At 62.6% G+C, this 16,990-nt stretch carries 18 protein-coding genes; 8 read left to right on the top strand and 10 right to left on the bottom strand.

The features are described from left to right. Positions 1 to 84 precede the first annotated feature (84 nt). Positions 85 to 921 carry a MetQ/NlpA family ABC transporter substrate-binding protein gene (locus AC1RTQ_RS23800; RefSeq protein WP_492879403.1) on the top strand — a complete coding sequence of 279 codons (837 nt, stop codon included), beginning with the start codon at positions 85 to 87 and terminating at the stop codon, positions 919 to 921. 206 nt (positions 922 to 1,127) lie between these two features. Beyond that, positions 1,128 to 1,970, top strand: coding sequence for a MetQ/NlpA family ABC transporter substrate-binding protein (locus tag AC1RTQ_RS23795; RefSeq protein WP_492879401.1), 843 nt, complete (start codon positions 1,128 to 1,130; stop codon positions 1,968 to 1,970). 3 nt (positions 1,971 to 1,973) lie between these two features. Here the strand turns inward: AC1RTQ_RS23795 and AC1RTQ_RS23790 are convergent, their stop codons facing one another. Next, the gene (locus AC1RTQ_RS23790; protein WP_492879399.1) at positions 1,974 to 3,176 is read right to left on the bottom strand and encodes a leucine-rich repeat domain-containing protein; all 1,203 of its coding nucleotides are present in this window, start codon (positions 3,174 to 3,176) and stop codon (positions 1,974 to 1,976) included. Positions 3,177 to 3,241: 65 nt separating this feature from the next. On the opposite strand from AC1RTQ_RS23790, the gene AC1RTQ_RS23785 reads away from it, so the two are divergent. Beyond that, positions 3,242 to 4,219: an SMI1/KNR4 family protein gene (locus AC1RTQ_RS23785; protein WP_492879397.1), complete on the top strand. Its 978-nt coding sequence runs from the start codon at positions 3,242 to 3,244 to the stop codon at positions 4,217 to 4,219. A 1-nt stretch (position 4,220) separates the two neighbouring features. Continuing rightward, positions 4,221 to 4,730 carry an ankyrin repeat domain-containing protein gene (locus AC1RTQ_RS23780; protein ID WP_492879395.1) on the top strand — a complete coding sequence of 170 codons (510 nt, stop codon included), beginning with the start codon at positions 4,221 to 4,223 and terminating at the stop codon, positions 4,728 to 4,730. A 57-nt stretch (positions 4,731 to 4,787) separates the two neighbouring features. Here AC1RTQ_RS23780 and AC1RTQ_RS23775 read toward each other — a convergent pair whose 3' ends face one another. The 8 genes from AC1RTQ_RS23775 to AC1RTQ_RS23740 form a co-directional block, all read right to left on the bottom strand. Further along, positions 4,788 to 5,156, bottom strand: coding sequence for a copper-binding protein (locus AC1RTQ_RS23775; protein ID WP_492879393.1), 369 nt, complete (start codon positions 5,154 to 5,156; stop codon positions 4,788 to 4,790). Positions 5,157 to 5,179: 23 nt separating this feature from the next. After that, positions 5,180 to 5,668, bottom strand: a complete 489-nt coding sequence (locus tag AC1RTQ_RS23770) for a DUF411 domain-containing protein (RefSeq protein WP_492879391.1) — start codon at positions 5,666 to 5,668, stop codon at positions 5,180 to 5,182. Positions 5,669 to 5,687: 19 nt separating this feature from the next. Further along, positions 5,688 to 6,170 (bottom strand): cupredoxin domain-containing protein, encoded by a 483-nt coding sequence (locus AC1RTQ_RS23765; RefSeq protein ID WP_492879389.1) that lies wholly within the window; start codon positions 6,168 to 6,170, stop codon positions 5,688 to 5,690. Between the two features lie 15 nt (positions 6,171 to 6,185). After that, positions 6,186 to 7,592: a multicopper oxidase family protein gene (locus tag AC1RTQ_RS23760; protein ID WP_302091556.1), complete on the bottom strand. Its 1,407-nt coding sequence runs from the start codon at positions 7,590 to 7,592 to the stop codon at positions 6,186 to 6,188. Between the two features lies 1 nt (position 7,593). Continuing rightward, positions 7,594 to 9,039 carry a TolC family protein gene (locus AC1RTQ_RS23755; protein ID WP_492879387.1) on the bottom strand — a complete coding sequence of 482 codons (1,446 nt, stop codon included), beginning with the start codon at positions 9,037 to 9,039 and terminating at the stop codon, positions 7,594 to 7,596. After that, the gene (locus AC1RTQ_RS23750; protein ID WP_492879385.1) at positions 9,036 to 9,350 is read right to left on the bottom strand and encodes a hypothetical protein; all 315 of its coding nucleotides are present in this window, start codon (positions 9,348 to 9,350) and stop codon (positions 9,036 to 9,038) included. Before AC1RTQ_RS23750 ends, AC1RTQ_RS23755 begins: the two co-directional genes overlap by 4 nt. A gap of 160 nt (positions 9,351 to 9,510) precedes the next feature. Further along, positions 9,511 to 9,972 (bottom strand): hypothetical protein, encoded by a 462-nt coding sequence (locus tag AC1RTQ_RS23745; protein ID WP_492879383.1) that lies wholly within the window; start codon positions 9,970 to 9,972, stop codon positions 9,511 to 9,513. A 104-nt stretch (positions 9,973 to 10,076) separates the two neighbouring features. Beyond that, entirely contained in the window at positions 10,077 to 12,212 is a 2,136-nt protein-coding gene (locus AC1RTQ_RS23740) for a heavy metal translocating P-type ATPase (protein WP_492879381.1), read from the bottom strand. A gap of 39 nt (positions 12,213 to 12,251) precedes the next feature. Between AC1RTQ_RS23740 and AC1RTQ_RS23735 the strand changes: the two genes are divergently transcribed. The 4 genes from AC1RTQ_RS23735 (at position 12,252) to AC1RTQ_RS23720 (ending at position 15,296) form a co-directional block, all read left to right on the top strand. After that, on the top strand, positions 12,252 to 12,725 hold the full coding sequence (locus AC1RTQ_RS23735; RefSeq protein WP_492879379.1) for a Cd(II)/Pb(II)-responsive transcriptional regulator: 474 nt from the start codon (positions 12,252 to 12,254) through the stop codon (positions 12,723 to 12,725). Between the two features lie 63 nt (positions 12,726 to 12,788). Continuing rightward, positions 12,789 to 13,592 (top strand): MlaE family ABC transporter permease, encoded by an 804-nt coding sequence (locus tag AC1RTQ_RS23730; protein ID WP_492879377.1) that lies wholly within the window; start codon positions 12,789 to 12,791, stop codon positions 13,590 to 13,592. A 13-nt stretch (positions 13,593 to 13,605) separates the two neighbouring features. Further along, positions 13,606 to 14,595: an MlaD family protein gene (locus AC1RTQ_RS23725; protein ID WP_492879375.1), complete on the top strand. Its 990-nt coding sequence runs from the start codon at positions 13,606 to 13,608 to the stop codon at positions 14,593 to 14,595. After that, positions 14,592 to 15,296, top strand: coding sequence for a hypothetical protein (locus AC1RTQ_RS23720; RefSeq protein WP_492879373.1), 705 nt, complete (start codon positions 14,592 to 14,594; stop codon positions 15,294 to 15,296). Before AC1RTQ_RS23725 ends, AC1RTQ_RS23720 begins: the two co-directional genes overlap by 4 nt. A gap of 93 nt (positions 15,297 to 15,389) precedes the next feature. Here the strand turns inward: AC1RTQ_RS23720 and AC1RTQ_RS23715 are convergent, their stop codons facing one another. Beyond that, the gene (locus AC1RTQ_RS23715) at positions 15,390 to 16,427 is read right to left on the bottom strand and encodes a porin (RefSeq protein ID WP_492879372.1); all 1,038 of its coding nucleotides are present in this window, start codon (positions 16,425 to 16,427) and stop codon (positions 15,390 to 15,392) included. Positions 16,428 to 16,990 lie beyond the last annotated feature (563 nt).

The raw sequence follows: 16,990 nt of genomic DNA, 5'->3' as shown, positions 1-16,990 counted from the left end.
GGTTCATACTTGCTCACATTGTTGCAGCCCGGTAAACAAATGAGAACCGTGCCGCTCACGCGCATCAAATTCAAGGAGTGATCCATGTCTGCCCATTTTTCTTTTGCCGCCAGCCGTCGTGCTGTTCTGGCCACTGCCGCAGTCGCATTGCTGGCGACTGCCGGTGTGCCTGCTTTGGCGCAGGATCCAGCCAAGAAGAACCTGCTGATCGGTGCCACCGCCGGCTCCAACTATGACCTGCTGCAAAAAGGCATAGTGCCTCAGCTGCAGAAAAAGGGCTACCAGGTCAAGTTGATCGAGTTCAATGATTATGTTCAGCCCAATCTGGCGCTGTCCGACGGTTCGCTGGATGCCAACTTCTTTCAGCACCGTGCCTATTTCGATCAGTTCACCACGGATCGCAAGCTGGCGCTGAGCGCGATTGCCCAGGGACCGGTGGCACCCATGGGCGTGTACAGCAAAAAGCACAAGTCTCTGGCCGATATCAAGAGCGGAGCCAAGGTGGCTCTGCCCAATGACCCCAGCAACCTGGCCCGTGCATTGCTGGTGTTGCAGCAGGCTGGACTCGTCAAGGTCAAGGAAGGGGTGAACCCGGCTCGCATCTCCGAGCTGGATCTGGCCGCCAATCCACACAAGCTCAAGTTTGTGGCTCTGGAGGCTGCCCAGTTGCCCCGCGTGCTGGAAGACGCTGACTATGTGGTGGTCAATGGCAACTTTGCCGTTTCCTCGGGCCTGAAGCTGAGCGAAGCCGTGGTGCTGGAAAAGACTCCCGATCTTTACCTGAACGTGGTGGCCGTGAAGACCGGCAACGAAAACAGCCAATGGGCCAAGGACCTGTCCGCAGCCTACCGCTCGCCCGAGTTCAAGGCCGTGGTGGACAGCCAGTTCCCCGGCTACTCCAAGCCTGCTTTCCTGAAGTGATCGGCTGGACTGAAGACGCCAAGGGCCGCAATGCGGCCCTTTTTTCATGCCCGTGGATTGGCTGGCTATAGATGAAAAGCAAATAAGAGCATGGGTTTTTATTGGTTGGAATTTGCTCTCACGGTCTGGATACTGCAAAGGCCTCTGCATGGATGCAGAGTCCGACCTTTGGTATCAAAACACAGTACATCAACGAGGAGCAAAGCATGACCACTTTTTTTTCCGTAGCGCACCGCCGCCGCCGTCTTCTGGCCACAAGCTTGCTGGCGGGAGCCGCTCTGGCCATGAGCGCCCTGCCGGCTGCGGCCCAGGACGCGGGCAAAAAGCAATTGGTCATTGGCGGCACGGCCGGCTCCAACATTGATCAGCTGCAATACGGCATCGTCCCCATCCTGCAGAAAAAGGGCTACAAGGTGCGTCTGGTGGAGTTCAACGACTATGTGCAGCCCAATCTGGCCCTGGCCGACGGTTCGCTGGATGCCAACTTCTTCCAGCACGAGGTGTATTTCAATCAGTTCAAGGGCGACCGCAAGCTCGATCTGACGGCCCTGGTGCAGGGGCCGATCGCGCCCATGGGTGTCTACAGCAAGCAGCGCAAGAGCCTGGCCGAGCTGAAGGAGGGCGATCGCATCGCCCTGCCCAACGATGCCAGCAATCTGGCGCGGGGCATTCTGCTGCTGCAGCAGGCGGGGCTGGTCAAGCTCAAGGAAGGCGTGAACCCGCTGCGCGTCTCCGAGCTGGATCTGGCCTCCAATCCCAAGAAGATCAAGCTCGTGCCCCTGGATGCGGCTCATCTGCCGCGTGCGCTCGATGATGCGCAGTACGCCATCATCAACGGCAACTTTGCGATTTCCTCGGGCCTGAAGCTTTCGGATTCGGTGCTGCTGGAAAAGACGCCTGAGCATTATCTGAACATCGTGGCCGTCAAGACCAGGGACAAGGATGCGCAATGGGCCAAGGATCTGGCGGCAGCCTACAAGTCCGCCGAGTTTAAGAGCGTGGTGGACAGCAAGTTTGCGGGCTATGCCAAGCCCGCATTTTTGCAATAAGTCTCAGCCGGCAAGGGCCTGAACCTCATGCTCCAGATGGCGCAGCGCACGCAGCTCGATCTGCTGCAGCTGCGCTTGCTGCGTTTCGGGCAGGCCCTGTAAAAGCGCGGCGGCGCCAAAGTCGCTGAGCATGGCCTGCCCGGTCTGCAGATTGCACAGGATATTGTGGGCGTACAGATCTCCATGCAGCAGACCACGGCCGTGCAGGTGGGCGATCGCAGAGCGTATGCCTTGCAGCAGTTGCTGGGACAGGCCGCTTTGCAGGCGCAGTGCGGGGTCATAGACATCACGTGTGCAGCTGTTGAAGCTTGGCGGCCCAGCCAGCGGCTGCATGGCTGAATCCAGTAGGGGCAGGGCCGTGGCTGTTTGCCCGTCAGGAGCACCCAGAACCTGCGCCAGCGGCGTCAGTAGATGAGGGTGCTGTCCTGCCGCAATGCCTGCCGCCAGTTCGGATTGTGGCGTGCCGTCGCTGGTCTGGGCGGCCTTGAAAACCTTGAGTGCCAGCTCCTGTCCGTTGAAGCTCGCGCGGTAGATATGGCCGCTGGCGCCTTCGCCCAGTTTGCCGGCGATTTGCAAATTTTGATAGAAAATGGGCTCAACCAAATGCCCTGAAAGGGTATCCAGCTCCTGTTTTTGAGTCATTGGATTACCTGCCAGCGCCAGCCATGCCAGGTGTGGCAGCCGGAAGATGACTTCGGGAGCATCTTCGAAACGGTTGCTTGCAATGCGCAGCAACTCCAGAGCCTGGCAATGTTCCAGGCTCTGGGGCAGCTGATTCAGCCGGTTGCATGACAGCATGAGCTTTTGCAGGTGCATGCATCGGCCCATAGATTCGGGCAGCCGCTGCACGCGGTTGTCCGTGAGAATCAGCCAGCGCAGGCGCGGCGGCAGGCTGTCCTCGGGCACATGCGCGATGCGGCAGGCCTTGAAGCCCACCATTTCGAGTTGCGGCATGCGGCCCAGCACGCGAGGCAGTTCGCCGAACGGATTGTTCGAGGCAAACAGAATGCGCAGCCGTGCAAAGCGCGTCAGATCATCGGGCAGGGTGCTGAGCCGGTTGCCCGACAGATCAAGGATCTCCAGCGTCTCGGTCAGCTGATAAAGCGCGTCGGGGAACTCGGTCAGCCCATCGCTGAGCCTGATATGGTGTGCGCGGGCCAGTGAACCATTGGCCAGCCCGGAGTGAAACTGTTCTAGCGTCAACATAGGACGCGCAGTCTAAGCCTCGCGCACGAAATGCACAGGAAACACACAATGCACGGAATGCCTGCATGAGAATCTTCAAAGACCTGCCTGCTCTGGTGCAGGCATTGCCCGAGCTGACGGTGAGCGACTGGGTGGATCTGCCTGCCGATGCTGCTGCCCAGCTCAATGCGCCACATCAATCCCCGTCAGCGGGTCTGCTGGTACAGCCGGCTTTGCGCTTTGTGGTGCGCGATGCGAATGAGGCGCAGCGTATGGGCTATGTGCCGTGGATGCCGGTGGCGGTACTCGCCCAGATGCACTGGCCTTGCCCAGCGGAGGCGCAGGCATGGGCCGGGTTTCTGCAGGCCGAATTTGGTCACAGCCAGCACTTTGCTGCACGGCCGCAGCTGTGCGATGAAGCCGATGTGCCCGAGCCGTATTGGCTGACGATCAATGCTACGGCACAGCAGCGGCTGGCTTACTGGTATCAAGGCCTGCAGGCTCATGCCTGGATGGACGAAGAGACTGCCCAAGCCAAGCCCTTCAACCGGGCCGAGCTGCACTTGTGCGAATGGCGCCTGGGCTGCAGCCTGCCCCAGTCCTTGCGTGACTATCTGTCGCAACTGGGTGTGCTGGATTGGGCCGAGCGCTTGCTGAGCCCGCGCTTTGATTTGATGGCGCCCGACGCAGATATGGATGCCATCGGTCCGGTGCAGGTCGTCTTCCCGGGTATCGCCGATATTGTGCAAATGAGTGCGCCGCAACAGGCGCAGGCCCTGATGGCGCAACTGAATGAGCTGGTCGCCTTTGGCGATTATCTGGGCAATGGCAATCTCTGGTGCTTTAGCCGCAAGGACGGTGCAGTCTGGTATCTGGACCATGACAGCGCGCCGCTGCTGACGCGTATGTTTGACGATGTGAGCGACTATTTGGACGCGCTGGCCATGATGTCACTATGCCGCAGCCATGCCGTGGCCCAGGGCCGGGACGATGGCGATGAGCAGGCCGAAGCGCTGCTGGCAGAGCGCTTCGGGCAGGCGCTAGTCCGGAAATGGATGTACTGAGATGACGATGAAACTGCTCAAGGCCGCTGAAAACGGCGATATCACGGCGCTGGAGCTGCGCCTGAAGGACGGTGACGATATCGCCTATGTGCAAAAGAGCACAGGCCTCAATGCGCTGATCACGGCCCTTAATTGCGGCAACGATGCCGTAGCCCAATGGCTGGTGGAGCATGGCAGTCCGCTGGATCAGGTGAGCCTGGAAACGGGCATGACGGCCACCGCTTGGGCGGCCTTCAACGGGCGCACAGAGATGCTGCAAGTGCTGCGGCAAGCAGGGGCCGATCTCGACAAGACCGGGGATGACAAAGGCCGCACCCCGTATCTGTTGGCCGTGGAGCATGGCGCGTGGGAGGCTGTGCGCTGGTTCTGGTCGGCCGGGGTCGATCTTCGACGAAGAGACGCTCAGGGTCGCAATGCCCATGATCTGCTGGTGCAGAGCGCTCGTGATGTGCCTGGGGATCTGCTGGAGCGTGTGGCACGCTATGCCGACGCACCGCCCACGGGGCGGTGACAGGATGACGATGCCATGGTCGTATGGCATCGTCATCGTCTCAGCCGCAAGACCGCATCAGGACGCAGGTTGGATGCGGGTGATGATCAGTGATCCATCCTTGTCCTCGGCATGGAACAGCACCTTGTCGCCGGCCTTGAAAGAGGCTGGCTGTGCCGAGCCTGACAGCGCAAACACCATGGTCATGGGGGGCATGTCCAGGTTCTTGATTTCTTCATGGCGAATCGTCAACTTGCCTGTGCGGGCATCCACACGGGTGATTTCACCGGCGGTCAGCACATCGGTCTGGCCAGCCGATGAGGTTGCCGAAGCATCGGCCATCGCCCCATGGCCTGCGTGCGCCGAGTGATCCTGTGCGATAGCGGGGGCTGCCAGTGCAATGCCGAGGCTCAGCGCTGCCAAAGTGGTGTGAAAGAGGTTTTTCATCATGTTTTCCTGAATTGCCGGGGTCAGCCGCGATAGCTGGTGAAGACGGAGGTGCTGACATCGCTGTTCATGAGGTTCTTGGTGACCAGCAGCACGTCATAGGGGTCTTTGCGGCCACCGTATTCGGGGCCGTCCATGCCGGGGCTGCCAATGGGCATGCCCGGTACGGAGATGCCCAGCGCCTTGGGCTTTTGCTTCAGCAGCTTGTGCACGTCGGCGGCAGGCACATGGCCTTCGACCAGATATCCGCCCACCAGGGCGGTATGGCAGGAACCCAGGCGGCCAGGCAGGCCCAGCTTGGCGCGTACGGCGTTGTTGCCCACGTCGTGCACTTTGACGGCGAAGCCAGCCTGCTCCATCAGGGCAATCCAGTCCTTGCAGCAGCCGCAGTTCGGGTCTTTCCAGACCTCCATGGAAATTTTGGCGGGAGCAGCCGCCATTGCTGGCAGCGCTGCCATGCCAGCAGCGGCGGCCAGCAGATGCAGGGCCTGGCGGCGGTTGGTTCTTGTCATCGGGAATTCCTTTCGTGCGTTATTCGGTGACGGTGATACGCCCTGTCATGCCGGCCTGGTAGTGGCCGGCGATCAGGCAGGCGAAGTCGAAATCACCTGCGCGGTTGAAGCTCCAGACCATGTCTTCGGTCTGGCCTGCGGCGACATGGGCCATATAGGGTTCGGCATGCTCCATGCCGGGGTACTTGAGCATCATCTGCGCGTGCTCATCAAGCGATGCCCGGGTGCCCAGCACCATCTCATGCATAAGACGGCCTTTGTTGACCACGCGCAGGCGCAGGGTCTCGCCCTTTTTCACGCTGAAATGACTGGGGTTGAAGCGCATGTCGTCCGTCATCTGGATGGTGATGGTGCGCTGGGCGTCCCTGCCCTCGGCTGCAATGCCCCAGGGCTTTTGCTCCTTGATCACGGGACCGCTGGTATGGGCGTTGTTTCCATGCGCAAAACTAGCGCTGGTGCTTGCTGCCAAAGCGCAGGCAGCTATGAAATGAATAATCTTCATGGGAGTCTCCTGGCGTCAGTGCTGGGGGTGAGCACCCGTGGCGGGGCCGGTTTCGGGTTTGCGTACGGTGGCGGCACCGGGAGCGGTGCCGGGCGTGGCCTGGCGGGGGGCCTTGGCATCGAAAGGTGTGCCTTGCCATTCATAGGCACGGGTACCCTTGGGCTGTTGGTACCAGCCAGGATCGCCGTAGTCATTGGCCCCCAGGTTTTTGCGCACCTTGAAGCTGGTGAACATCCCGCCCATTTCGATAGGGCCGTAAGGGCCCTGGCCGGTCATCATGGGGAAGGTGTTGTCGGGCAGAGGCATTTCCATGGCGCCCATATCGCCCATGCCGCGCTCGCCCATCAGCATGTAGTCGGGCACGATCTTCTGGATCTTGCCCACCAGGCCGCGGTGGTCCACGCCGATCATGGTGGGCACGTCGTGACCCATGGCACCCATGGTGTGGTGGCTCTTGTGGCAGTGGAAAGCCCAGTCGCCGGGTTCGTCGGCAATGAATTCCACCTGGCGCATCTGGCCCACGGCCACATCCGTAGTCACCTCGGGCCAGCGGGCGGTCTTTGGCACGGGGCCGCCGTCGGTGCCCGTGACCTCGAACTCGTGGCCGTGAATATGGATGGGGTGGTTGGTCATGGTCAGATTGCCCACGCGAATGCGCACCTTGTCACCCTGACGAGCCACCAGCGGGCTGATGGCGGGGAAGGCGCGGCTGTTGAAGGTCCAGATATTGAAGTCCGTCATCTCGTTGATGCGCGGCGTCATGGTGCCGGGCTCGACCGCATAGGCGCTGAGCAGGAAGGCATAGTCGCGCTGCACCTTGTCGATCAGCGGGTGGGCTGTCTTGGGGTGGGTGATCCACAAGCCCATCATGCCCATGGCCATCTGCACCATCTCATCCGAATGCGGGTGGTACATGAAGGTGCCGGGGCGGCGCGCCTCGAACTCGTAGACGAAGGTCTTGCCTGGCGGGATATGGGGTTGGTTCAGGCCGCCCACACCGTCCATGCCATTGGGCAGACGCTGGCCATGCCAGTGGATGGTGGTGCTCTCGGGCAGGCGGTTGGTGACGAAGATGCGCACCTTGTCGCCTTCCACCACCTCGATCGTGGGGCCCGGCGACTGGCCGTTGTAGCCCCACATATTGACGAAAAAGCCGGGCGCCACCTCGCGCACCACGGGCTCGGCCACGAGGTGGAACTCCTTGACGCCCGCATTCATGCGCCAGGGCGTGGTCCAGCCGTTGAGCGTGACCACGCCCTGGTAGGGGCGACCGTTGGGCGGCGTCAAAGGCGCAGCCGTGTCGGCGCTGCCTTGCATGACGGGCTCGGGCAGGGCCGCCATGGCAACCCGGCTGACGGCCATTGAAGTTGTGGCGGCTGCCACTGCAGTGGCAGCGCCGGTGAAAAAGGATCGGCGTTGCATATCAGTGACCTGCTTCGTTGCTGGCAGCGGGCGCTGCGCTGGTGTTGACGGTGGGGGCGGTTCCTGGTGACGTGCCTGTCAGGGCCAGGCGCAGATCGGTCTCGGCCAGCCAGAAATCGCGCTGGGCCTCGGTGGCGGTCACCACGGCCTGGGTGGTGCTGCGGGCCTGGGCCAACAGTTGCCACACACTCATGAACATGCCGTTGTAGCGGTAGACGGTTTCTTCCTGCATCAGCTTGGCCAAGGGCAGAACCTCGGCCTGCTGTTGCTGGGCCAGGTCGTAAGCCGTGCGGTAGGCCAGCCAGTTGCTGCGGGCTTCGCTGCGTGCGCGTATGGCGTTGCCGCGCAGCAGCGATGCGCTGCGCAGCACCTGGTTGCGTGCCATGCCGCGCGCGGCAAAGCCCCAGTCAAACAGCGGCAGCGGCACGTCGAACTCCCAGCCCTGGGTCTTGTCGCTGTGGCCGGTGGCGCGTTCAGTACTGGTGTTGTTGCTGTAGCTGGCGCCGATATCGCCAAAGATGGTGCCAATCGTGGCCCAGCCCTGGCGTCCGGCGGTCACATCCAGGTCGCGGCGCAGCGCGCCCAGATCCAGCCGCTGGCGCAGCGCCGTGGCCTCTGCGTCATCGCCGCTGCGCAATTCGGCTGCTTTCGGCAGGGCGGGCAGCTGGGCGGGCAGCTTGTAGGTCAGTTGCTGCCCCCAAAGACCCATGCGGCGGGCCAGCTGCTCACGTTCCAGCTGGGCGTTCAGACGCGCGCGTGCCAGCTGGGCGGCGGCCTGCTGCTGTTGGGCCAGCTCTCTGGCTTGGTCCATCTTGCTGAAGTTGCCGACCTGGGCCATGCGGCGGGCCAGCTCGCCGCCCAGGGCTGCAGCCTCATGCATGCGTTCGTTGGCGGCCAGGGCTTGCTCGGCTGCCACGGCGCGCAGCCACGCGCGGCGTGTATCGGAGGCCAGCAGCAGCACCTGCTGGGCGGCCGTCAGCGTGGCCTGCTCCATCTGCCAGCCCTGCCAGCGGCTGCGCCAGGGCAGGGTGATGAGCTGCACCAGGCCAAAGCTGAGCTGGCGCTCGATCTCGCGCTCGTGGCCGTTGCGAAAGCGGCCGAAGGTAAAGCTGGGGTTGGGCAGGGTCAGGACCTGCACGCGCTGCGCGTCGGCAATGCCGAGCTGCGCCAGCTGGGCCTGCAGACCGGGGTTGTTGAGCAGGGCGATGCGCACGGCGGTGTCGGCATCGACAGGGGTTTTGAGCCAGTCGGCAATCTGGGTCTGTGCATCCTGCAGGGCCTGGGCATCCGGCGAAGGCAGCTGTGCGCCCGCAGGCAGTCTGCCTTCGGTATGTCTGGCCACGTCGCCGCGCAGTCCGTCAGGCGAGATGCTGGCGCAGCCGGCCAGCACGAGTGTGAGTGACATTGCGGCGAGCAATGGCGCGGCCTTGAATGCAAGGCGCTTCATGGCTGGCCTCCGTGATGGTGCTGATGTGCGGAAGCACCGCTGTCCGGGGCTGGGCCGGAGGCATTGCCCTGGGATTTCTCCCACCTGAGCACATCGCCATGGCCGCGCGGGAACTCGCTCACCGCAGCATTGGCGGCTTTCCAGTCACCGGGCTGGGCGACGATGGCAGCGCTGGCGGCAAGCGGCTGGTGCTGCAGCGCCAGCGTGGGAGCGGCGGGGTCGAAAACGTTGTGACTGCTGACTGGGGACTGGGCCACCGGGAGAGTCTGCGCGGACGGCTGGGCCAGGACCGGCAGGCTGACACTAGCCATGAGCAAAGCCATGGCTGTCAAAGAAAGAGGATGCGCTTGGCGCATAGAGGATTCCTGTCGTCTAAAACCGGGAGAAGGACCGCAGTTTTGAGCGTTTTACGGCTCAAGCCTAGACAGCAAGCGCGATGGCAGCTATCAAAAAGCGGACGCACCTAGGGTGTCAGAGCGCAGAAATCGGTGGTTTGACGAGTTCGGAAGGCGCGGCACTGGCAAAGCGCGCGGCACCATGGGCCGGATGGGCGGCCAGGGGGAGGCTGGAGTGAAGCGTCAGCAACTCAGGGTTGGCCAGCGTCGAGTGGCAGATGCCGCAGGCCGTGCAATGGCCTTCATGCTGGTGGCAGTCGCTGTCGGCTGCATTGGCGCTGGATCTGACAGCCCCGGCGGGGCCTGCCTTGTGGGGCGCGGCCATGTCGTGATGCGGCTGTGCGTCGGCCACGAGGCTTGCATGCGCGTGGTGCGCAGCGGCTGCCATGGCGGCCACTTCGTCCAGGCTTGGCATCTGCACCAGCGCATGTCCCATGTGATGGGACTGGTCGGTGTTCTGCTCCATGGCCATGGCATCGCCTGCCAGGCCGCGCAGGGCCAGCAGCAAAACCAGGAACAAGGAGAAAAAGCGACGCATGGGCTGAATGATAGCGAAGGGCGGGGTTTAGTTCCCCGCCCGGTGCAGCAAATCGCAAATTAGATAGCTGCTTGCGCTTGCCCATCGAGGGGCAAGGGCGTATTTCATGCATTTTTGGCTCTGTTACCCCAATGGCGCAGGCGCAGGCCATTGGCGACCACCAGCAGGCTCACGCCCATATCGGCCAGCACGGCCAGCCACATGCTGGCATTGCCGCTGACGGCCAGAATGAAGAAGGCCAGCTTGATGCCCAGGGCCAGGCTGATGTTCTGCCAGAGCACGCTGTGCGCGCGCTGCGAGAGATCGACCACCTCGGGAATGCGGCGCAGGTCGTCGTTCATGAGCACCACATCGGCAGTCTCCATGGCCATGTCGGTGGCATGCATGCCGCCCATGGCAAAGCCTATGTCTGCCTGGGCCAGCGCCGGCGCGTCGTTGATGCCGTCGCCCGTCATGGCCGTGGGGCCGATGTCGCGCTGCAACTCGCTCAGGGTCTTGAGCTTGTCCTCAGGCAGCATATTGCCGCGTGCATCGCTGATGCCTGCTTCTGCGGCCACCGTGCGCACGGTGGCGCTGTTGTCGCCGCTGAGCACAATGGGCTTGACGCCGAGCGCCTGCAGTTGAGCCACGGCCGCCTTGGCCTGCGGGCGCAGCGGGTCGGCCACGGCAAACAGCGCCTGCACGCCCTGCTCATTGGCCAGCAGGGTGACGGTGCGGCCCTGCTGCTCCTGCAGCATCAGCGCGGCCTGGAGTTCGGCACTGTCCCAGCCTTGCTCGCCCACCCAGCGCAGATTGGCCAGCGTCCAGCGTTCAGCGCCGATCTGGGCCTGCACGCCGCGGCCGGGCAGGGCCTGCAATTGCTGTGCTTCGGCAAAGTTCTTGCCGACCTGAGCCTCCAGCCCCTGGGCAATCGCGCGCGATACCGGGTGGTCGGAGCGCGATGCCAGCGCATAGGCACGCGTAGCGGCGTCATCGCCGCTCGCCGCATTCCAGCTCTGCCAGTCCACCAGCTTGGGCGAGCCTGTGGTCAGCGTGCCGGTTTTGTCGAGTGCAATGGCTTTGAGCTGTCGGGCCGACTCCAGTGCGCTGCCGCCCTTGATGAGAATGCCGCGCTTGGCTGCAGCCGTGAGCGCACTGACTACGGTGACGGGGGTGGACAGCACCAGGGCACAGGGGCAGGCGATGACCAGCAGGGCCAAGGCCTGGTAGGCGGCCTGATGCCAGCTCCAGTCCAGCAGCCAGGGCGCGAGCAGGCCCAGGGCAATCGCCAGCACCAGAACGATGGGGGTATAGATCTCGGCGAAGCGGTCGACAAACCGCTGAGTGGGGGCCTTGGAGGATTGGGCCTGCTCCACGGCATGGACGATGCGTGCAATCAGGCTGTCGCTGGCCGGCGCGGTCACGCGCAGCTGCAGCTCGCCATCCTGGTTGATGGAGCCCGCATACAGCTCATCGCCCGGGCCTTTGTGCGCCAGCGCACTCTCGCCGGTGATGGGGGCCTGGTTGACCGAGCTTTCGCCCGCGGTGACCAGGCCGTCAAGCGGGACACGGGCACCGGGCATCACGCGCAGCACGGCGCCCAGAGGCACCTCGCTGGCGGCCATGCGCTGGGTGCTGCCGTCGGGTTGCAGCACATCGGCGGTCTCGGGCGCCAGCTGCAGCAGATTGCGGATGGCCAGGCGAGCCTTGTCCATGGCCTGGTCTTCGATGCGCTCGGCTGCCGCATAAAGTGCCATGACCATTGCGGCTTCGGGCCACTGGCCGATGATGAAGGCGCCCGTGACAGCCACGGCCATCAGTGCATGAATCCCGAGCCTGAAGCGCAGCAGATCCTTGAGACCGGCCTTGTAGACCCCCAGACCCGACAGCGCTATACCCAGCACAGCCAGTGCCATGCCCAGGTATTGAAGCGTCGAGTTAGCACCGTCGCCGCCAAACCAGTGGCAGGCCTCGGCCGCCAGAGCCGCCGCCAGAGCGGCGTAGATGCGCGGCCAGCCGGGCAGGACGCCGTGGTCGTGAGCATGGTCATGACCGTCACTCTCATCGTGAGCTTGGCTCTTGGCCGGCTCGCTGATGGAAAACGGGGCGCAGCAGCCGGTTCCGCAGGCCGATGTGGCCGTGGCGGCAATGGGTTTCGCAGTGGCGGGCACATGTTCATGCGGATGTGCATGATCGTGATCATGTGAATGACCATTGTGGCCGCCGCCATGGGCGTGGGTGGACAGTCGTTCTTGCTTCATGGCAGTATTGAAAACAATAAAGTCACTTCAAGGTCAAGCATGTCCCTCAATTCGCACGATATTCCGCGCTGGCGTATTGGCGAGGCAGCCAAGCGTTCCGGCATCGCTGCGGCCAATATCCGCTATTACGAGAAGGAGCAACTGCTCTCGCCTAGCGTGCGTGAGGACAACCAGTACCGGCTCTATACCGATGGCGATGTGCACCGTCTGCGCTTTATCCGGCTGTGCCGGGCCATGGATATGTCGCTCGATGAGGTACGAACCCTGCTGGCGCTCGATGGTGCACGCAAGGCCGATTGTGTGGCTGCCAACAAGACCCTGGACGCCCATCTGGGTCATGTGCGCGAGCGGCTGGCCGAGCTGCAGGCGCTGGAGCACGAGTTGATGAAGCTGCGCAGCCAGTGCGACGGCTCGGACAGCTTCTGCCACATCATCGAAGCCCTGCATGCCCAGGCTGACGAGCCCCTGCCCGAAGGCCTGCAGGGCAGCGCTGCGGCAAAGCGCCATGTCTGACAGACTGCAACAGCGGCGGCTGCGCCTGCACCTGCACCCTGAAGTGGACGCTATCATTCCTGCATGAGCTGGAGTGAAACCACCATCAAGCTGCCGGGGCGGATCTGGGCCGCGCTGGGCGCGCAGGCCCTGGCGTGGTGGCGCAGCATTTATCTGACCGCCGTGCTGCTGGTGCTGGTCGGCTCGCCGTCGAGCTATCAGAAGCGGGGGCGGGCCATATTGGCCCAGCAGATGTATTCGCAGACCGCGCCCATACTCACGGGCTTCACCGCGCTGGCAGCTCTGCTGTGTGCGGTGATTTCGCGCATCGTCATTGTTACCGCACAAAGTTATGGCCTGTCGCGCTATGCGTTGGATCTGGTGGTGCGTGTGATGGTAATCGAGCTGATACCGCTGACGGCCGCACTGTTTGTGGCCATGCGCTGCACCATTCCGGCCGGTGTGCAGGTGGTGCAGATGCGTATGCAGGGCCAGCTCGCGAAGTGGAAGACGCAAGGCATTGACCCTGCCCGTGCGGCGCTTGTGCCGCGGGCTGCCGCGGGGGTGTTTGCGGCCGTCACGCTGGCTGCGCTCAGCTGCATCGTGGCCTTGGTCACCGTGTATCTGAGCGTCTACGGCTTCAGTCTTGCCGGATTTGCCGCTTACACGCGCATTTTTGGCCAGATCTTCACGCCGTCGCTGACGCTGGTGTTCGTGCTCAAGACCTGGTTTTTCAGCCTCACGGTGGCTGTCATGCCACTGGCATCCGCCATGTATACGCCTGTTGCGCGGCACAGGCAGGGCGGGGCTGAGCTGGGTGGCTTCGCACGCATGTTTGCCGTGTTGCTCCTGATCGAGGTGATCTCGCTCATGGGCAACTATTACTGAAAAGGATGGAGCCATGAGCGAAACGCGGATGGCCGAGGAGCAACTGATCGATGAGGAGTTGCTCAGCCTCAAACCCGTCGCGCATCTGCGCGCCAAGGCAGCCGCGCTGCTGGCGCTGACCCTGGTCCTGATTCTGAGTGCGGCCGCTTATCTGCTCTACGCGCGCGGTGTATTCGAGCCTACGCAGCGTCTGGTGCTGACGGCCGATGACTCCGAAGGCGTGGTCGTGGGTATGGATATGACGTTCTCGGGCTTTCCTATAGGCCGCGTGCGCAGGATAGAACTGGCCGAGGACGGCTCGGTTCGCATTCTGGTCGATGTGACCGAAAAGGATGCCCACTGGCTGCGCCAGTCCAGCGTGTTCACCTTGGTCAAGGGACTGGTGGGCGGCACTACCATCAAGGCTTATACCGGCATGCTGGGCGATGCACCGCTACCGCCGGACTCCGTGCGGCCCGTGCTCAGCGGTGATGCCACGGCAGAGCTGCCTCAGATCATCAGTTCCGCCAAGGAGGTACTTGCCAATGTGGCAGCTCTGACCGCCACAGATTCGGCATTGGGCGGATCGCTGGCCGAAGTGCGCAAGCTGGCCGAGCGCATGCAGGGGCAAGGTGGCGTTTTGGGGGCGGTACTGGGCAGCGACGAGGAAGCGAAGAAGGTCGGCCAGATGCTGGAGCACGCCAACTCCCTGCTCGGGCGCATGGACCGAATGGTGGCGCGTGCCGACAGCCAGGTCTTTGATTCGAATGGCGTCATGCCTCAGGTCAAGGCAACCATGGAGCAGCTCAACGGTTTGCTGGCCGACACGCGCAAAAGCATGGCCAAGGTCGATGCCGTGCTGGCCGATATGCAGGTGGTGGGCAGCAATGCCCGCGAGGCTTCGACCGATCTGGGCGCATTGCGCGCCGAGGTGGAAAGCAATCTGCTGAGGCTGGAATCCGTGCTCAACGATCTGCAGCGCAAATGGCCGTTTTCCCACAAGCCGGAGTTGAAGCTGCCATGAAGCAAAAAATCAAACAAAAACAGACTCTAGGCCAATATGGGAGAGTGATGGCTGCTATATCTGTCATAGCGATTTCGGCCTGTGGCAACCAAACCCCGGCACCGGATTGGGCTTTGAGCGCCGAAGCAGCGGCGCAAAAAGCGTCGCAGGCCTATTTGCAGGGACAGCAGCGTGTGGAGGCGCTGCAGTGGCAGAAGGCGCGAGATGCCGTGGCCGGCACCGGCCAACCCGCACAGGCCGCCAAGCTGGAGTTGATGCGGTGCGCAGCGCAGGTGGCCAGCCTGGACTGGAATGCCTGTCCTGACTATGAGGCGCTGGCGCAGGATGCGAGTCAGCAAGAGCAAGCCTATGCTCGCTATCTGCAGGCCCGTCCGCAAGCGGGCGACACAGAGCTTTTGCCCGAGGCGCAGCGTGCCGTGGCACGGCAGCTGCTCGGCGGCGGCTCAGGTGTTGCCGCTGTGGCTGAGATCAAGGATCCGCTGTCGAGACTGGTAGCAGCGGGCGTGCTGCTGCGTGGCGGAGCTGCTGTGCCTGCCTTGTTGCAGCAAGGCGTCGATACCGCTTCGGAGCAAGGCTGGCGCAGGCCTTTGATGGCCTGGCTGCTGCTGCAGCTCAAGGCCGCGCAGCAGGGCGGCGATGCGGAGCAACAGGCGCAGTTGCAGCGTCGGCTGAAGCTTCTGGAGACATCCGGGCCCAAGTGAACAGTCTGGCCGCCGGATTGGATATAAAAAAGCGAGGCCAGGGCCTCGCTTTTTTGTGGACGAGCGAGCAGCAGGCCCGCTTGATCCTGCTGCTTAGAAGCGGTGACGGATACCGGCGATCAGGCTGGTGCCGGTCTTGGGATTGGCATCGCTCACGCGGTCATACATCAGAGCGGTGTAGACGTCGGTGCGCTTGGACAGAAAGTGGTCGTAGCCCAGGGTTGCCGTGGTGCGGGTGGCGTCGGTGGCTGCTTCGTACTTGGTGCGGGCCACGGCTGCCTTCATAGTGCCGGGTGTGCCGGAGATCGGAATGTCCAGACCCAACGAGTAGGTCTTGCTCTTGCTGTCCAGATCCTTGACCTTGGCCTGGCCGTAGGTGGCGTAGAGCTTCACGACATTGAAGTTGTAGCTGCCGCCGACCATCCAGTCGCTCTTGGTGGGCATGACCGTGCCGCTGCCTGGGTTGGTGATCTGGTCGCGCTCGTAGAAGGCCGTCAGGCTCAGAGGACCGTTGAAGTACAGGGCGTTCACGCCGACGTTCTTCTTGCTCTTGTCGCCAGGAGTCGATTGCTCGCCGAACTGGTAGTAGACATTGGCAGTCAGACCGCCGAAGTTAGGCGTCGTGTAGACCAGCATATTGCTCCAGCCGGTGTCGGCAGGCGTGGTCAGGCGGGCACCGCCCCAGGCTGCGGTGGGTGTGTTTGCGTGCAGGACCAGAGGCGAGATGGTGAAGGAATCGCCAAAGGGGTTGGTCAGAATGGTGGGCAGGAAGTTGGGCGCCTTGTCGCGGCCCAGGCCGATGCGGCCGAAATTACCGTTCAGGCCGATATTGGCGTCACGCGAGAAAAAGGTATCGCCGGGGAAGCGGCCGGGTTCACCCGTGTCCATGCGCATGAAGGCGGTGAGGTTGAAATCGACCTTCAGGCCGCCGCCCAGGTCTTCCGTACCCTTCAGGCCCCACCAGGAAGTGGTCATGCCGCCGGAGCCGACAACGCCCTTGCGATCCTGTCCGGCCATCTTGACGGAGCCGGCATACATATCGGCCAGGCCCGTCAGTTGCACATTGCTCTGGGCAAAAGCGGCGCCGGAGCAGGCCAGGGCGGCAGCCATGGCGATAAAAGCAGTCTTCATGAGTGTCCTCTCGAGTTAGATATTGGATTTACGTTTTGAAATATAGCGGGGGTTTGTATACAGCTTGCTCTGCAGTTCCGCGGATGCCGATGAAATCATCTTTTCAGTGATATGACAGTGGTTTTTTTACCTCAAGGACCCAGGGAAACCACTTGTGTGCACCGCCTTGGTGCTATCGATATTGCCATGCGGAGCGACCAGGGCACGCCAGTTGCCGGTGAGTGAGTGCTGATGGATGGGCATCTCAGGAATAACAGTCATTCCTAGTAGACCCGGTCTAATCGAAGCCTGGGCGCTCGCCGTTTCATCGCAGGCTGCCTGACATCGCGGGGTGCATATATTGTGCAATCCAGAGCGAGCAGGCGCATGGGCTTGCCCTTCCTACAAAGGGCGCTGGCAGACAGCTCGCTACGTGTATTTGAGACTTTTTTGAAAAAAGTGCGCGTTTTCCCAGGGGAGGCTGTTTTTCCTCCCTATAATTCATCCCATCGACACGGAATGTAGCGCAGCCTGGTAGCGCACTTGCATGGGGTGCAAGGGGTCGCGAGTTCGAATCCCGCCAT

This window comes from Comamonas sp. GW821-FHT11H03, from assembly GCF_058807955.1.
The sequence above is the reverse complement of the archived record's forward strand: the minus strand, read 5'-3'. Positions and strand labels throughout refer to the sequence as shown.

Excerpts from the sequence above, each read along its gene's own strand:
- AC1RTQ_RS23795 (WP_492879401.1), top strand. The coding sequence starts at position 1,128 with ATGACCACTTTTTTTTCCGTAGCGCACCGCCGCCGCCGTCTTCTGGCC.
- AC1RTQ_RS23735 (WP_492879379.1), top strand. The coding sequence starts at position 12,252 with ATGTCCCTCAATTCGCACGATATTCCGCGCTGGCGTATTGGCGAGGCA.
- AC1RTQ_RS23720 (WP_492879373.1), top strand. The coding sequence starts at position 14,592 with ATGAAGCAAAAAATCAAACAAAAACAGACTCTAGGCCAATATGGGAGA.
- AC1RTQ_RS23750 (WP_492879385.1), bottom strand. The coding sequence starts at position 9,350 with ATGGCTAGTGTCAGCCTGCCGGTCCTGGCCCAGCCGTCCGCGCAGACT.
- AC1RTQ_RS23725 (WP_492879375.1), top strand. The coding sequence starts at position 13,606 with ATGAGCGAAACGCGGATGGCCGAGGAGCAACTGATCGATGAGGAGTTG.
- AC1RTQ_RS23765 (WP_492879389.1), bottom strand. The coding sequence starts at position 6,170 with ATGAAGATTATTCATTTCATAGCTGCCTGCGCTTTGGCAGCAAGCACC.
- AC1RTQ_RS23780 (WP_492879395.1), top strand. The coding sequence starts at position 4,221 with ATGACGATGAAACTGCTCAAGGCCGCTGAAAACGGCGATATCACGGCG.
- AC1RTQ_RS23715 (WP_492879372.1), bottom strand. The coding sequence starts at position 16,427 with ATGAAGACTGCTTTTATCGCCATGGCTGCCGCCCTGGCCTGCTCCGGC.
- AC1RTQ_RS23790 (WP_492879399.1), bottom strand. The coding sequence starts at position 3,176 with ATGTTGACGCTAGAACAGTTTCACTCCGGGCTGGCCAATGGTTCACTG.
- AC1RTQ_RS23775 (WP_492879393.1), bottom strand. The coding sequence starts at position 5,156 with ATGAAAAACCTCTTTCACACCACTTTGGCAGCGCTGAGCCTCGGCATT.
- AC1RTQ_RS23760 (WP_302091556.1), bottom strand. The coding sequence starts at position 7,592 with ATGCAACGCCGATCCTTTTTCACCGGCGCTGCCACTGCAGTGGCAGCC.
- AC1RTQ_RS23745 (WP_492879383.1), bottom strand. The coding sequence starts at position 9,972 with ATGCGTCGCTTTTTCTCCTTGTTCCTGGTTTTGCTGCTGGCCCTGCGC.
- AC1RTQ_RS23740 (WP_492879381.1), bottom strand. The coding sequence starts at position 12,212 with ATGAAGCAAGAACGACTGTCCACCCACGCCCATGGCGGCGGCCACAAT.
- AC1RTQ_RS23785 (WP_492879397.1), top strand. The coding sequence starts at position 3,242 with ATGAGAATCTTCAAAGACCTGCCTGCTCTGGTGCAGGCATTGCCCGAG.
- AC1RTQ_RS23770 (WP_492879391.1), bottom strand. The coding sequence starts at position 5,668 with ATGACAAGAACCAACCGCCGCCAGGCCCTGCATCTGCTGGCCGCCGCT.
- AC1RTQ_RS23730 (WP_492879377.1), top strand. The coding sequence starts at position 12,789 with ATGAGCTGGAGTGAAACCACCATCAAGCTGCCGGGGCGGATCTGGGCC.
- AC1RTQ_RS23755 (WP_492879387.1), bottom strand. The coding sequence starts at position 9,039 with ATGAAGCGCCTTGCATTCAAGGCCGCGCCATTGCTCGCCGCAATGTCA.
- AC1RTQ_RS23800 (WP_492879403.1), top strand. The coding sequence starts at position 85 with ATGTCTGCCCATTTTTCTTTTGCCGCCAGCCGTCGTGCTGTTCTGGCC.